This is a genomic window from Psychrobacter cibarius, assembly GCA_030686115.1.
Taxonomy (GTDB): domain Bacteria; phylum Pseudomonadota; class Gammaproteobacteria; order Pseudomonadales; family Moraxellaceae; genus Psychrobacter; species Psychrobacter cibarius_C.
Genome location: CP131612.1, coordinates 1,483,114 through 1,497,522 on the forward strand (window position 1 = coordinate 1,483,114; position 14,409 = coordinate 1,497,522).

General features: G+C 43.7%; 14 protein-coding genes. 8 read left to right on the forward strand and 6 right to left on the reverse strand.

All coding sequences use genetic code 11. The features are described 5' to 3' along the window. Window positions 1–9: 9 nt before the first annotated feature. Both Q6344_06255 and Q6344_06260 read right to left on the reverse strand, forming a co-directional pair. Window positions 10–1,038 (reverse strand): alpha/beta hydrolase, encoded by a 1,029-nt coding sequence (locus Q6344_06255; protein ID WLG14932.1) that lies wholly within the window; start codon window positions 1,036–1,038, stop codon window positions 10–12. 27 nt (window positions 1,039–1,065) lie between these two features. Continuing rightward, complete coding sequence (locus tag Q6344_06260; protein WLG14933.1) at window positions 1,066–1,230, reverse strand: rubredoxin; 165 nt, start codon at window positions 1,228–1,230, stop codon at window positions 1,066–1,068. A 355-nt stretch (window positions 1,231–1,585) separates the two neighbouring features. Between Q6344_06260 and Q6344_06265 the strand changes: the two genes are divergently transcribed. Further along, the gene (locus Q6344_06265; protein ID WLG14934.1) at window positions 1,586–2,155 is read left to right on the forward strand and encodes an adenine phosphoribosyltransferase; all 570 of its coding nucleotides are present in this window, start codon (window positions 1,586–1,588) and stop codon (window positions 2,153–2,155) included. Window positions 2,156–2,253: 98 nt separating this feature from the next. Here the strand turns inward: Q6344_06265 and Q6344_06270 are convergent, their stop codons facing one another. Both Q6344_06270 and Q6344_06275 read right to left on the reverse strand, forming a co-directional pair. Beyond that, window positions 2,254–2,730: a hypothetical protein gene (locus Q6344_06270; protein ID WLG14935.1), complete on the reverse strand. Its 477-nt coding sequence runs from the start codon at window positions 2,728–2,730 to the stop codon at window positions 2,254–2,256. A gap of 142 nt (window positions 2,731–2,872) precedes the next feature. Beyond that, window positions 2,873–3,814 carry a transaldolase gene (locus Q6344_06275; protein ID WLG14936.1) on the reverse strand — a complete coding sequence of 314 codons (942 nt, stop codon included), beginning with the start codon at window positions 3,812–3,814 and terminating at the stop codon, window positions 2,873–2,875. A gap of 575 nt (window positions 3,815–4,389) precedes the next feature. Here Q6344_06275 and pheA point away from each other — a divergent pair. From pheA to Q6344_06305, 6 genes are all read left to right on the forward strand, one after another. Continuing rightward, the gene (gene pheA / locus Q6344_06280) at window positions 4,390–5,571 is read left to right on the forward strand and encodes a prephenate dehydratase (GenBank protein WLG14937.1); all 1,182 of its coding nucleotides are present in this window, start codon (window positions 4,390–4,392) and stop codon (window positions 5,569–5,571) included. A 154-nt stretch (window positions 5,572–5,725) separates the two neighbouring features. Next, the gene (gene hisC, locus Q6344_06285; GenBank protein WLG14938.1) at window positions 5,726–6,868 is read left to right on the forward strand and encodes a histidinol-phosphate transaminase; all 1,143 of its coding nucleotides are present in this window, start codon (window positions 5,726–5,728) and stop codon (window positions 6,866–6,868) included. 180 nt (window positions 6,869–7,048) lie between these two features. Further along, complete coding sequence (locus Q6344_06290; protein WLG15161.1) at window positions 7,049–9,361, forward strand: bifunctional prephenate dehydrogenase/3-phosphoshikimate 1-carboxyvinyltransferase; 2,313 nt, start codon at window positions 7,049–7,051, stop codon at window positions 9,359–9,361. 307 nt (window positions 9,362–9,668) lie between these two features. Beyond that, window positions 9,669–10,631: an EamA family transporter RarD gene (gene rarD, locus Q6344_06295; GenBank protein WLG14939.1), complete on the forward strand. Its 963-nt coding sequence runs from the start codon at window positions 9,669–9,671 to the stop codon at window positions 10,629–10,631. A 50-nt stretch (window positions 10,632–10,681) separates the two neighbouring features. Further along, the gene (gene folB, locus Q6344_06300; GenBank protein ID WLG14940.1) at window positions 10,682–11,092 is read left to right on the forward strand and encodes a dihydroneopterin aldolase; all 411 of its coding nucleotides are present in this window, start codon (window positions 10,682–10,684) and stop codon (window positions 11,090–11,092) included. Next, window positions 11,085–11,648, forward strand: coding sequence for a 2-amino-4-hydroxy-6-hydroxymethyldihydropteridine diphosphokinase (locus tag Q6344_06305; protein ID WLG14941.1), 564 nt, complete (start codon window positions 11,085–11,087; stop codon window positions 11,646–11,648). Before folB ends, Q6344_06305 begins: the two co-directional genes overlap by 8 nt. A gap of 138 nt (window positions 11,649–11,786) precedes the next feature. Here Q6344_06305 and Q6344_06310 read toward each other — a convergent pair whose 3' ends face one another. Beyond that, on the reverse strand, window positions 11,787–12,521 hold the full coding sequence (locus Q6344_06310) for a glucose 1-dehydrogenase (GenBank protein WLG14942.1): 735 nt from the start codon (window positions 12,519–12,521) through the stop codon (window positions 11,787–11,789). Window positions 12,522–12,695: 174 nt separating this feature from the next. Between Q6344_06310 and Q6344_06315 the strand changes: the two genes are divergently transcribed. Beyond that, window positions 12,696–13,241, forward strand: a complete 546-nt coding sequence (locus Q6344_06315) for a DUF924 family protein (GenBank protein ID WLG14943.1) — start codon at window positions 12,696–12,698, stop codon at window positions 13,239–13,241. Window positions 13,242–13,351: 110 nt separating this feature from the next. Here Q6344_06315 and cysE read toward each other — a convergent pair whose 3' ends face one another. Further along, complete coding sequence (gene cysE / locus Q6344_06320; protein ID WLG14944.1) at window positions 13,352–14,293, reverse strand: serine O-acetyltransferase; 942 nt, start codon at window positions 14,291–14,293, stop codon at window positions 13,352–13,354. Window positions 14,294–14,409 lie beyond the last annotated feature (116 nt).

The following is a 14,409-nucleotide window of genomic DNA, read 5'->3' on the forward strand; positions in this document are numbered from 1 at the left end:
CAACTAAAACTATTTGTCTAATAAATGATTGCTGATTAAATCAACCATATAAGGTTGATAGTATTCAGGAATATCATGCGCCATGCCTTCGATTAAATGAAACTTGGCATTCGGAATGGTCTTGGCAACCACGCGACCTTGTGAGGCGGGCAGTAGTCCATCTGCGCTACCATGCAGTACGATAGTAGGTGCTTTGACTTGCTTGCTAAACCGGCTGATAGAGCCTGACGCTAAGATAGCATTGAGCTGTTGTACCGTGCCGAGCGGATGAAAGTTGCGCTGATAACGCAATTTGGCAATTTCACGCACCATACGTACGTTGACATGCCCAGGCGTACCGACTGTCTTCATAAACCACACGCTATGGCGCACGATATCGCGCTCAGAATGACTTTCAGGGCGGTTGATCAGGGTATATAGCTGCTTAGGTTTTGGTGGTTTTAAAAATGCACGGTTGGTCGTGGTAAACATCAACGCCATGCGCTGTACTAAACTTGGATAACGTGCCGCTACGATTTGCGCAATCATGCCGCCCATCGAAGCGCCAATCAGATGGGTTTTGCCCAACTGCAATGCCTTAATCAAACGAGCGGTATCTTCTGCCATATCCGTTAAATTATAAGCAACTTGCGTACCTTTATTGGACAACCCCGTTTGCAGGCGCATCATCATTTTTAGCTGACTGATACGCGGTAGTCCATCAATCTGCACTTTAGAAGACAGACCAATATCACGATTATCAAAACGAATGACAAAAAACCCGGCATCAATAAGGCGCTTGATAAAATTATCTGGCCAAAATATCATCTGTGAGCCAAGTCCCATAATCATGAGCAGTGGTGGATTATTAGGATTGCCACCTGCCTCAACACACAGCTCAATGCCATCGCCGATATCAATCATTGATTGATACAGATGCTTGCTAAGGTCAGAGTCTCGCCATTGGTGCGCGCCAAACTTTTGCCACTCAGGAGTAGGGTAGCCACCTAAGTCTTCTTGTAGGGTTGCCGATGGTTTGATGTCATTCGATGTTGTCATGAAGTGTCCTAATTAGAGGGTCGTCTATTACAGCTCAAGCATCTCAAAATCAAGCTTGCCCACACCGCACTCTGGGCAGGTCCAATCATCAGGGATGTCATCCCATTTGGTGCCTGGGGCAATCCCTTCTTCGGGACAGCCGAGTGCTTCATCATATATCCAGCCGCAGACGATACATTCATAACGTTTCATAAATAGTCCTATCGAGCATTATCAGTGTTTATAATCCGTGTTACAGGGTGTTTTTGACGTTCATATTTACAATCATAGGCGTTAGATGAGACTGTAAAAGCGCACATAGTTTAGCATATAACCGTGATTTTCGTCGTTAAGTTTACACTTGTATATTGAGATTGATTGGTTTTTATCAAGGGGTTTAGGTCTTCTGTCTGTCAGTAAGCACCTGTACGCTTACGTGCTCAACTGCGATATTTCTATCAATTATGTTATAATAAGCGCCGCTAAATTCACAGTATTAGCCATCATTTATCGTTGATATATTATTATCTAAATTACATTATCTAAGTCATATACGCTAAGGGTTACCATGAGCATTAATGCTGCCGCTACATCTAAAAATGTCGAAAATGAGTCGTCTAATAAGCTCAATACGGATCATCCCTTTTGGCAAGTGATTCGCACAGTACCAGACTTCCCGAAAGTCGGCATTGATTTTTATGATATTACGCCGTTACTGCGCAGTCATATTAATGAGGTGATAGATGCATTGCTCGCCGCACTGCCTGAAGGGGTGATGGATGAGGTAGATTGTCTGGGTGCAGTTGAAGCGCGTGGTTTTGTCTTTGCAAGTTTGCTCGCAGGTCGATTGGGAAAAGGGATGATTTTGCTACGTAAACCCGGTAAGCTGCCACCGCCCGTTGCCAATAAAGCGTATGCTCTAGAATATGGTAAAGACACGCTTGAGATGCAAAACAATCTACCGCCAGAGCGCGTGCTATTGGTCGATGATATTTTAGCCACAGGCGGCACTTTAACCACCGCTTATGAGCTGTGTAAATCGGCAGACCATACCGTGGTTGGGGCGTTAGTATTGCTAGATTTGGTTGATTTGCATGGCGAATTTCCAGTGCCTGTCTATACGGTTTTAAAGGCTTAAAACTGGCAACGCTTAGTGAATAGCGTGAAATGAAGCAATCAAAAAAGCGCGCTGAATGAATTTAGCGCGCTTTTTTGATTGCCTGTATTTGCTTTGTCTTAACGTACGTTGCTTGTCTTGCTGGTAAGGTAAGTTTTACACGCCTGTTCTATTAGCATGCGACTGATCGTTTTTGGCTTGGTTATCTTAAAATCTTTGGTGGTTAATATGGGTTTTTCTGATTGCCAAGATTCTAACACCTTGTTATTGGCATCATAGTTAACGTAAGCGCGTCTATAGTAACTGGCGTCTTTACAAGAGATGAGCAATTGCTGATCGCTATGATGAATCGCTTTTTCTTGACCTTCCTTATCTACTTTTGTTTCATCTTTTTGTGCAGGGTATGTTCTGCGGATAGATACAGTGATGTTTTCGACACTTTTTTCGTCTATGATATTGATGTCGGAGCTTTCAATAGAGTCCAAGTCTAAGCTAAAAATTGATCCAGTAGGACTTTCTGATATTTTTGACCAGTTCACTGCATGCGTGCTGACTGCTAGAACACCACCCACTAATAACACTGATAGCCGTTTCATAATCAAGCCTTGCTTCTTGTTGTGAGAAGTGAGCCATGATAGCCAACTTACTATTAGCAGGCAAATTTCTTTTATAACCTGCGACTGAGGTTTGTAAAGTGTTGATCATATTCATCACCGTTTATATCGCTCGACGCTCGTATCAATGACGCATCGCTGCTAACATCTGAGCAAGCTCATCACGAGCACCAATAAAGCCATCGATACCTTTTGGTAATAAATCTTGTGTAACCGTGTCTTGTTGATAGGCGCTACTATATTCCTCTCGCGTTAGACTCACGCGTTTCATGTCGGCTACATCTAATGACATGCTAGGTGACAGTTGCTGTATCACCTCAGTATCCATCGCTGCCAGCGCGTCGATAAGGTCAGGCGCGATGGTCAATAGATCACACCCTGCTAGCGCCAATATCTGTTCAGTCGAGCGAAAGCTTGCGCCCATCACTTGCGTATTATAGTTATGCTGCTTGTAGTATTGATAAATGCGCTTCACAGACTGCACGCCCATATCATCAGAAGCAGGCACGTTTTGACGATTTTGTTGGCGTTTTTGCCAGTCTAAAATACGACCAACGAAAGGCGATATCAATGTCACACCTGCATCGGCACAGGCAATTGCTTGATGCTGTCCAAATAACAACGTTAAATTGCAGTGAATATTTTGGGTTTCAAGATAGCGTGCTGCCTCAATACCTTGCCATGTCGCGGCCATCTTAATTAATACGCGCTCTGAGTTAACCCCTGCTTTTTGGTAAGCTTCCATAAATGCTAAGGCTTTATCAATCGTCGCCTGAGTGTCATAAGACAAACGAGCATCCACTTCGGTAGAGACGCGGCCTTGGATAAGCTCTAAAATATCACAGCCAACCTGAATGGTCAGCGCGTCAATCACTGCATCTATATTGCCATTATGACGACTCATGGTTTCTGACAGCATGCCTTGGTTGTCAGGATGGAGGAGTGCTTTGGTAATGAGGCTTGGATTGGTGGTCGCATCGATAGGTTTTAAGCGCGCAATGGCGGCAAGGTCACCAGTATCAGCGACAATGGTGGTCATGGTACGAAGCTGTTGTAATGCGCTCATCAGATATCCTTTTTTATCAAAAACAGGTTGTGTTCAGTTACGTGGTAATTTTCTACTTTATAGTGCTATTTGCTATTTGCTATTTGCTATTTGCTATTTGCTATTTGCTATTTGCTATTTGCTATTTGCTATCAGTTTCAGACTGTAACATAGTTTTGAGTGGATGTTCCTTCATAGTTTTGCCGTACATCGCTGCCATATTGCCTCTGTTTGCCAATATTGACGAATTTACGCGCATTTACACATGGGCACTGTCGATAGTTTTTGTTATAGTAGAGCGGGTCAGCGATCTGGCTGCTACATTTGCATGCTGGTGTGTGTGACTAACATACGGCAATAGTAGACGATAGCGCTCGCCGTGCAGGGTATTTTGAGAAACTATCTGCTATTTAGTGTGATTTCTATCGAATATCATTGCTAGTATGCTTGACACCTTTGACCTTCATTGAGTGCTGATTTAATAATGAGATGATTGGTTGTCGATAATTAGCAATATTTAAAGCCTTCAAAGTTAAAAAAGCAGTACCTAACTAGTAAAAAACTCAGTAATAATTTTAGAAAAAGGATAGGCGGTAATGAGTGAGCAGTCATCAGAGCAAAACATGGATAAGCTAAATCAAGCCATCGCAGGGGCTAACGATACTGCAACTGAAAAAGCGTTTTTGGACGATATTCGCCAAAGTATTGATACAGTAGACTGCGAAATCCAGACACTGATTAATAACCGTGCCAAGTTGGCTCAGCAAGTGGCCGCAGTAAAGAAACAACACATTGTCAATAACCCGACTGCCGACAATAGCAATCCTATTTTTTATCGCCCTGAGCGTGAAGCGCAAGTGCTAAAAGCGGTGATGGAACGTAACACAGGTCCGATCGCTGATGACAAAATGGCGCGGTTGTTCCGTGAAATCATGTCGGTCTGCCTTGACTTAGAGGCACCGCAGCGCATTGCTTTCTTGGGACCAGTAGGTACTTTTACTCATGCTGCTGCGCTCAAACATTTCGGTAAAGCCGCTGATACCGTACCAATGACCACCATCACTGATGTATTCCGTGAAGTTGAAGCAGGCACAGCGATGTATGGTGTGGTGCCAGTCGAAAACTCGTCTGAGGGTGTGGTCAACCATACGTTAGATGGCTTTTTGTCTTCTACCTTAAAGATAATTGGAGAAGTTGAGCTGCCGATTCATCAGAATTTCTTGGTCGCTGAGCATACCAAACTTGATGGTTTAAGCCGTATTTACTCGCATCAGCAGTCACTAGCGCAGTGTCGTCATTGGCTCGATGTAAATTATCCTAATGTCGAGCGCGTGGCGGTATCGAGCAACGGCGAAGCTGCCCGCCGCTTGAAAAATGAATGGCATTCAGCAGCAATTGCAGGTGATGTGGCTGCTGCTGAATATGGCTTGCATAAGCTATATTCAAATATCGAAGACAACCCGAGTAATACCACGCGATTCCTTATCATCGGTCACGAAGCGATTGCGCCATCAGGTCAGGATAAAACGTCTATCGTCGTATCAGCACATGACAAAGCGGGCGCATTGATCGAGATTTTGAAGCCTTTGTCTTATCATGGCGTGTCGATGACCAGTATCGAAACCCGTCCTGAGCGTCCGAATAAGTGGGCTTACGTGTTTTTCATCGACATGAATGGTCATATTGACGAGCCAAACGTCAGCGCTGCTATCGCTGATATCCGTCCGTTGGTAAAAGATGTGCGTGTTCTAGGTTCTTATCCAAAAGCAGTGCTATAGTCCCTCTACTGTAAAAGAGTCATGGCGTTTACCTCGTGTGAAGTATCACATAATCATCTGCACTTGGTTACCCTTGACTCGCTTTGAAATTGAACCAACGATATAACGCCGAATGGGTCACATCACTTGCCAAAATCATATCTAAGGATAAATCATGCCGTCATCTCATTCAGTAGAGTCAAATTTATCACCGCTTGTACCTGCCTACGATAGTATTTTAGAGCTGGTGCCTTATCAAACGGGCAAGCCGATTGAAGAGTTGACGCGTGAGTATGGCGTCTCAGATGTGGTAAAACTTGCCAGTAATGAAAACCCAAGAGGCTGCTCACCGCACGTCACGCTAGCGATTACTGAGCAATTGAGTCAGTTGGCACGTTATCCTGATGGCAACGGTTACTATCTAAAACAAGCACTGGCTGACTTCAATGATGTCAGTGTGGAGCAGATTACTTTGGGTAATGGCTCTGACGATTTGCTTGATATTTTAGCGCGTAGTTTTGCTGGTGCTGACGATGCTATCGTTTACAGTCAATATGCCTTTATCGTTTATGCGATGTTGGCTAAAATACAAGGGGCCACAGGTATAGAAGTGCCTGCCCATCGCTTTGGGCATGATCTAAAAGCAATGAGTCAAGCGGTTCAAGACAACCCCAATACTAAAATAGTCTTTATCGCCAATCCTAATAATCCAACTGGCACGCAGCTTGAGCCTCAAGAGTTACGAGCATTTATGGCTAGTATACCAAGCTCGGTATTGGTGGTATTAGATGAAGCGTATATCGAATATAGCCCTGAAAGTAATAATAGGGCGTTGTTAGATGAATTTGATAATGTCGTCATCGTGCGCACTTTTTCCAAAGCTTATGGACTGGCGGGTTTACGTGTCGGTTATGCGCTTAGCTCAGTGGCTGTCGCGGACTTACTCAACCGAATCCGTCAGCCATTTAACGTGAGTAGGGTGGCTTTAGCGGCGGCGGCGGCTGCACTTGCTGACTCAGACTTTATCGAAAAAACTCGTCTGATGAATGATGAGCAAATGCGCTGGTTAGAAAAGCAGTTTGACGCGTTAGGGTTGGGTTTCATTAAGTCTCATGCCAACTTTATTATGGTAGAAATAGCCGTTGAGATGGAAGACATCACCGCTGCTTCTATTCATCAAGCATTGCTAGAGCAGGGTGTTATCGTCCGTCCATTAGAGGGCTATGGCTTACCTCATTGGCTACGTATCACAGTAGGGGTAGCAGAAGAAAATATGCGCCTGATTGATACACTGCGCTCAATCTTGACTGATAATTGATCAGAAGTATGTTAGGTCGTTTTGGATAAGTAAATAATTTATTAATCATTTTTCTGACACTAGCGTCGGCTTGTTTTAGTCATTCTGACGCTAGTTTGTTTAACGAGAAAAGCCGTGAGTCGCCAGCAAAACAATATAAGCAATCAAAACATAAGCAATCAAAACAATAATATGCAGTCTATGAATACTCAGCCGCCGTTATTTAAACAGATTTGTGTGATTGGTCTAGGGCTTATCGGTGCGAGCCTTGCCCAAGCCATTAAAGACAATGGTTTAAGTGAGCGCTTGGTGGCGGTTGATAGACATGTACCAAGCATCGACGAAGCCATTCAGCACGGCTTATTAGACGCTGGTAGTGCTGTCTTAAGTGAGGTAGTGTTTGGTAGTGATTTAATTGTTATCGCCGTACCAGTACAAGCGGTGCACGCCGTATTTGTCGATATCAAAGCAGCGATGGATAATGGACAACTTGCTACTGATTGCATCATTACTGATGTTTGTAGCACCAAGGTCAATATTATTAATGCGGCTCAAGCGGTGTTTGGTGCGTTGCCGACAGGATTGGTGCCTGCACATCCGATTGCGGGTGCTGAGAATTCAGGATATCATGCCAGACGCGCGACATTGTTTGTTAATCATAGTGTCATTATCTGCGAGCTACCTACTACAAGCAATGTAGCGATTACCAAGCTGCAGCAGTTATGGGAAGCGGTGGGTGCAAACGTTATATCAATGGATGCGGAACACCACGATCGTATATTGGCGCACACCAGTCATTTGCCACATCTACTCGCTTTTAATTTGGTCGAGCAGCTGGCAAGCCATGATGACAATTTAGATATGTTTCGCTACGCAGCGGGCGGCTTTCGTGACTTTAGCCGTATCGCTGCCAGTGACCCTAAAATGTGGCACGATATATTTTTTGCCAACGAAAGCGCGATTGTTAGCGCCCTTGATGAGTATGGCGTTTACCTACAGACTATGCGTCAGCTTATCATCGATAAAGATTCAACCGCCCTGATGGGACTTTTGGGCCGCGCGCAAGCCGCACGGCGACATTTTGGCCATATGTTAGCCAGCACTCCTTATACGGATACTTCTGCCATGTCAGCTTCTTATAATATTACTCCTAGCAATACTGTATTGGGCACTATTGCCATTCCTGGTGACAAGTCTATCTCGCATCGCAGCATTATGCTGGGCAGCCTTGCGACAGGCGTGACCAATGTCACTGGATTTTTAGAAGGGGAAGATGCGCTTGCCACCTTGCAAGCATTCCGTGATATGGGCGTGACCATTGAAGGGCCTGATAACGGAAAATTGACCATTCATGGCGTGGGTATGAACGGTCTGAAACCGAGTAAAACACCATTGTATATGGGCAACTCAGGTACTAGCATGCGCCTGCTGGCTGGTATTTTGGCGGCGCAATCATTTGACAGCGTGTTGACAGGCGATACCAGCCTGAACAAGCGTCCAATGGAGCGTGTAGCCGCACCTTTACGCGAGATGGGTGCAGTCATTCAAAGTACGGGTCATAGTGGTACGGCGCCACTTAGTATCACTGGTCGAGCGACTATCGGTAAGCCATTACAAGGTATCGATTATGAGATGCCTGTGGCTTCTGCGCAGATTAAATCTTGCTTATTGTTGGCTGGACTTTGGGCAGAAGGCACCACAACCGTTACCCAACCGGAAGTCAGTCGTGACCATACCGAGCGTATGCTTTCAGCTTTTGGTTATCCAGTAACGGTCGATGGCAACCGCATCAGTGTAGCAGGTGGCGGGCAACTCACAGGTGGTGATATCGCTGTCCCTGCTGACATCTCATCTGCGGCATTTTTTATGGTCGCTGCTGCGATCAGCCAAAATAGCGAGCTGACCTTGATGCAAGTAGGTATTAATCCGACACGCACGGGCATTATCGATATCTTAAAATTAATGCAAGCAGATATCAGCTTAAGTAATGAGACACATGTCGGTGGCGAGCCAGTCGCTGATATCACTATTCGTAGCTCAAGCCTAAAAGGTATTGAAATCCCAGAGCATTTAGTGCCATTAGCGATTGATGAATTCCCAGTATTGTTCATTGCTGCCAGCTGTGCGCAAGGTCGTACGGTGTTGACTGGTGCCAAAGAGCTGCGCGTAAAAGAGTCTGATCGTATTGCAGTCATGGCAGAAGGATTACAAACACTGGGTATTGATTGTACGGTGACGGAAGATGGTTTGATTATTGAAGGTAAGGGCATTGAAGGCGAAGGTATTGAGGGTCAAAATAGCAATATCAATAATAGCCAGCCTGTCTTTGGTGGCGGTCATATTACCTCGCACCATGATCATCGCATTGCCATGAGTTTTGCCATTGCCAGCTTACGTGCATCCAAGCAAATTACTATTGAAGGTGTTGAGACCGTCAATACCAGTTTCCCAGGATTTGCAGAGCTTGCCAATCACATTGGAATGTCTATTAAAGTTGATAATGCTGCGGTTTAATACCACAAACTCTATTAACTTGCTGAATAGTATTATTGGCTTTTGCAACACTGAGCTGTAAAATACTGACTTGTAAAATGCTGGCTACAGCATTCAATAAAGTCTAAAAAGTTACTCGTTAGCCTTGATGTAAATGTTGTTTTTAAAGTTGTTATCGTTAGCAATGTGTTGATGCCTATATTGGCATGAGTGCATTGCTTTTTAACTTGTATCCTATCTGTAGTGACCCTGCGCTTTTGCCATTGAATTGATATAGAAATTAATATGGGGCAAGAGTGCGCTTTGCTCTAAAAAGTTGTACTGTACTATGACCACCCAAAACGTCATCAAAAAACCAGTTACGCCCATTAAAACAACCAGACGTGGCATCATCACCGCTCTCATTGCCTTTTTTATCTGGGGTGGGTTTCCATTATATTTTAAACAATTGGCCGCCTACGATGCGACCGAGATTATCGGTCACCGTATTATTTGGACGTTTGCTTGCTTGCTTATTGTGTTGGTAGTCACCAAGCGCTGGCAGTGGATCGATACCTTAAAGAAAAACCCGAGATGGATCGCGTTCTCATTTATATCGGGTTTGATTATTGCCACCAACTGGCTCACTTATGTATGGGCCGTCAATCACGACCGTATTCTCGAAGCCAGTTTGGGGTATTTTATCGGACCATTGGTGGGCGTTGCGCTATCGATGATTTTATTCAAAGAGCGCTTACGTACGCTGCAATGGGTTGCCATCGGTTTCGCCTTATTATCCGTGGTCATTCAAGTAGTTATGATTGGTAGCTTGCCATGGATATCACTGATTTTAGCCTTTAGTTTTAGTACTTATGGCACCATTCAACGGCAGACGCCTTTGACAGCTGTCGATGCCATGTTTGTCGAAACAACGATGTTGGTGCCGATTTGCTTATGGTGGTTCTGGCAAGCAGATGTGGTCAGTAGTCAATTGAGTTTTTGGTTTAGTCCGAATATTTGGCTACTAATGATTGCAGGGCCGATTACCTTGATACCGCTGTTATTGTTCAATAAATCTACCAAGCTCGTTGCTTATAGCATTTTAAGTTTTATGAATTATCTGACGCCGACCTTTATTTTCTTTTTAGCGGTGTTCTATTATAACGAGCCATTTGATTTACAGCGTCTTGCAGTGTTTGGTCTGATTTGGTTTGGTCTGTTATTATTCAGCATTGACTTATGGCGTCATCGCCCTAGTAAAGCGCTAAAAGCTGCGCGTTTATGTGAAGAGGCATTGCAGAAAACCAATTAAAAAACCTGAGTTCAAAATCTAATTAAAATTTAGCAAACAAGGATGAGAGCATGTTTCATACCGAATCTGATGTAATATTCGTTAAAGGCTTGACAGTAGAAGCAGTCATCGGTGTTTACGCGTGGGAGCGCGCAATCACGCAACCGCTGCTGATTGATATAGCACTTGAAACAGATATCAGCCGTGCGGCTATCTCAGATGATGTCAATGATGCGCTGAATTATAAAGCGGTTTGCGATGATGTGAGCGCGTGGTGCCAAGCCATTAAAGCGCAGTTGCTAGAGCATTTAGCGGGGCAAATCGCTGATAAGTTGCTTGCCAAATATAGCTGTCATAAAATCACTTTAAGCATTGCTAAGCCCACTGCTATCAAGCAGGCCGATGCGGTTGGGGTACAGATCACGCGTTATGCAACGGCCATTGAAGATAAGCCAGTTGTAAGCAAGGACGATGATGCATAATATGCATAAAAATTTGGCTGATTTGAGTCTTGAAACGCTAAAAAAGCAGACGCCTGAACAGTTGCAAACACAATCTGTGACGGCAGTATTATTGGCTTTAGGCAGTAATTATCAAGCTGAACATTATCTGCCGCTTGTCCGAAAGGATCTAGCGGCGCTAGGGGGAATACAGTTATCTACTGCATTTGAAAATCCTGACTTTACATCGACCGAAGCGCAACCAAAGCCCGATTATACCAATCAGTGCGTTTATTTGCGCTTAGTAGAGCCCATGACACTGCAACAGTTACAGCAGGTTTTTAAAGATCTTGAAGGTGACTGTCATAGGCAGCGTCTAACAGAAGCTCAGACGCCAATAAAAAAAGTTACGATGGATATCGATATTCTATTGATAGAAACGCTATTAATAGAAGTTGTTTCTGATGAAAATAGCCTAAGCAAAAATAAGGATTTTGAAAAGTCTAATTGGATTGTAATGGCAGACCGTTACCCATTCAAAGCGCATGAAAGAGCAGGGGTAGAGGAGTTGATTAAAGGTCATTTTTTAAAAGGTTAAATGAAGCAGCCCAGATGCTATTCTAAATAAATAAAAGTTATTGAGGACACGCTCAAGTGTTTTTCTTAAAACCTCTCAAAATAAAAGCTGAGCAAAATGCCCAGCCTATATCACATTTAAAAAGTTTAACTATGACGCCTACTGTGCCGTCAAACCACCATCAACGACAAACTCTGAACCCGTCGAGTAGCTTGAGTCATCTGACGCTAAAAATAGCACCATGCCGCTGACTTCTTCGGGCTGAGCAACACGTCTCATCGGAATAGTTTTAGCAAATGCTTCAACCGCATCTTTGGTATCGCCTTGCATAATCATCGGTGTGGCGATGACGCCTGGATGAATGGAGTTCACGCGAATGCCATGAGGGGCACACTCTAATGCTGCCGCTTTGGTCATACCGCGTACCGCAAACTTAGAATCGGTATAGCCGATAGCGCCGCCAACCAAGCCATTAATTGATGAGATATTGATAATAGAACCTTGTTTGGCGGCTTTCATCGTTGGAATGACTGCTTTCATGCCTAAAAAGACCGACACCTGATTAATCTCTAGAATCTTGCGATACGCTTCTACTGACGTATCTAAAATAGATTTGTGCGTAGTGATACCTGCATTATTAACCAGTACATCAATTCGACCAAATTTTTCCTGTGTTTCTTTAGCGACTTGCGCCCAATCATCTTCATTGGTGACGTCATGTTTGATAAATAACGCATCAGCGCCAAGCTCTTTTGCTAATGCGTCGCCTTTATCAGAATTAATATCGGTCAAGACGACTTTAGCGCCTTCTTGCATACACAAACGTGCATGAGTCTCGCCCATGCCTTGGGCGGCACCTGTGATAATAATAACTTTATTCTGTAAACGCGCCATGAGTTTTCCTATTTTTTTAGTTATGAATAATGAAAGAGTATAGGACACAATCGCTAAATGCTCCTTAGTGATTATGAAACCAAAAGTCAATGCTTGATGCTTTTAAAAGATAGTTTTAAACATAGCTTTGAATAATGCTTTTGGCTGACTTTTTTTAAATAATGTAGTGAGGAAATGATGTACAACGACATATTAAATTTCTGTTTTGATAAGGTGAGTAGTGAGAAGTTTTTTAAGAAAGACATAGCGTTTGATCAATTATTAATAGAGCGGTACAGCGATATACTTGAGCAAGCGACGGATGCAGAGTTTTATACATGGCGAAGCAGCATAAAGGGGCGTTTAGCAGAAATTATTATATTGGATCAATTTTCACGCAATATTTACCGTGATACGCCAGCAGCTTTTGCCCAAGATGCGATGAGTCTCGCGCTCGCGCAAAAGGCAGTGGCTGCCGGTGCATTAGAGACACTTGAAACGATGGATGAACGTAAGTTTTTATTGATGCCTTATATGCACAGCGAATCAAAACTGATTCATCAACAAGCAGAAAAGCTATTTAAGCAGTATACCAATGCAGATACTGTGGATGCTGAGCTTAGACATAAAGTGATTATGGATCGTTTTGGTCGTTATCCGTATCGTAATGACATCTTAGGGCGGGTTTCGAGTAGCGAAGAAATAGCGTTTTTGACGCAGCCTGACTCGTCTTTTTTATAAATATTGTTTGTCAAATGGCTAGTCAGTAAAGCGCTATTTATCAATTGGTTAAAATGTAAAAAGAAGCCATTTGGCCTCTTTTGTATTCATCATCGATTATAGCTAGCAGATCATTTCTGTTCAGTACCTGCTACATTCATATCAGCACGACCAATCACATCGATATCCTCTAAGCATAATTTATCATACTCTTTTTTACAAAAGTCAGGATCGATTTTGCACATGGCTGTTTGTAGTTGATCGAGGCGATTTTCTGATTGCTGAATGTGTTCGAGCATTTTAGCAAACGCCTCTGCAACGGGATCTTGTGAGGTTGGATCGATACCATAAGCTTGAAAAGCAGTTTCGCGTGCTGAGCGGTTGGTGGCTTTTTCATCTATTGATTTTTTATCTACTGCCTTTTTATCTATGCCATTATCTGTAGAAGCAGCTTGCGCTACTTTTTCTTGCTGCTTGGCATCATCGACTTTTTTGACAATTGGATTGCCTTTTTCGTCGTGATGGTCTGATATCATCCGAGCAGCGCTGCCGACCATGGTCGCACCTGCTGGTACTGCCTTTACTACGACGGCATTTGAGCCAATTTTAGCGCCTTTACCGACAGTAAATGGCCCCAATACTTTAGCACCAGCACCAACGATAACCCCATCTTCTAAAGTAGGGTGGCGCTTGCCATTGTTCCAAGAGACGCCGCCAAGCGTGACCCCGTGATAAAGGGTCACATCATTGCCAATCTCTGCCGTTTCACCAATAACGATGCCCATACCGTGATCAATAAAAAACCGTCGACCGATTTTGGCAGCAGGGTGTATCTCAATACCTGTGATGATACGTGAGCCATAAGAAATCACTCGCGCAGCAAGCTTTTGCTCGTTTTGCCACAGACAATGGGCACCGCGATGTAGTATGAGCGCGTGGATGCCAGGATAAGTCAAGATGACTTCCAGACTATTACGCGCAGCAGGATCACGGTTAAATACCGCATCGATATCTTCTTTTAGGTCTTTTTTGATGCGTGAAAGTGATTTGAATAAGGCAGTTGGCAATGACATAAATTGTCCTATCATATTTTTGATTACAATCTATTTAGTTATAGCAGCTTTGCAGCACAAAATATAGCGATGAGCGATAAATAAAAACAGACGACTGACAGATAAAATGCCAGTCA

What these genes read in the sequence shown, in the direction of transcription:
- cysE (WLG14944.1), bottom strand. Translation starts at nt 14,293, where the DNA reads ATGTCATTGCCAACTGCCTTATTCAAATCACTTTCACGCATCAAAAAA.
- hisC (WLG14938.1), top strand. Translation starts at nt 5,726, where the DNA reads ATGCCGTCATCTCATTCAGTAGAGTCAAATTTATCACCGCTTGTACCT.
- Q6344_06310 (WLG14942.1), bottom strand. Translation starts at nt 12,521, where the DNA reads ATGGCGCGTTTACAGAATAAAGTTATTATTATCACAGGTGCCGCCCAA.
- Q6344_06305 (WLG14941.1), top strand. Translation starts at nt 11,085, where the DNA reads ATGCATAATATGCATAAAAATTTGGCTGATTTGAGTCTTGAAACGCTA.
- Q6344_06315 (WLG14943.1), top strand. Translation starts at nt 12,696, where the DNA reads ATGATGTACAACGACATATTAAATTTCTGTTTTGATAAGGTGAGTAGT.
- Q6344_06255 (WLG14932.1), bottom strand. Translation starts at nt 1,038, where the DNA reads ATGACAACATCGAATGACATCAAACCATCGGCAACCCTACAAGAAGAC.
- Q6344_06260 (WLG14933.1), bottom strand. Translation starts at nt 1,230, where the DNA reads ATGAAACGTTATGAATGTATCGTCTGCGGCTGGATATATGATGAAGCA.
- Q6344_06290 (WLG15161.1), top strand. Translation starts at nt 7,049, where the DNA reads ATGAATACTCAGCCGCCGTTATTTAAACAGATTTGTGTGATTGGTCTA.
- Q6344_06265 (WLG14934.1), top strand. Translation starts at nt 1,586, where the DNA reads ATGAGCATTAATGCTGCCGCTACATCTAAAAATGTCGAAAATGAGTCG.
- Q6344_06275 (WLG14936.1), bottom strand. Translation starts at nt 3,814, where the DNA reads ATGAGCGCATTACAACAGCTTCGTACCATGACCACCATTGTCGCTGAT.
- folB (WLG14940.1), top strand. Translation starts at nt 10,682, where the DNA reads ATGTTTCATACCGAATCTGATGTAATATTCGTTAAAGGCTTGACAGTA.
- Q6344_06270 (WLG14935.1), bottom strand. Translation starts at nt 2,730, where the DNA reads ATGAAACGGCTATCAGTGTTATTAGTGGGTGGTGTTCTAGCAGTCAGC.
- rarD (WLG14939.1), top strand. Translation starts at nt 9,669, where the DNA reads ATGACCACCCAAAACGTCATCAAAAAACCAGTTACGCCCATTAAAACA.
- pheA (WLG14937.1), top strand. Translation starts at nt 4,390, where the DNA reads ATGAGTGAGCAGTCATCAGAGCAAAACATGGATAAGCTAAATCAAGCC.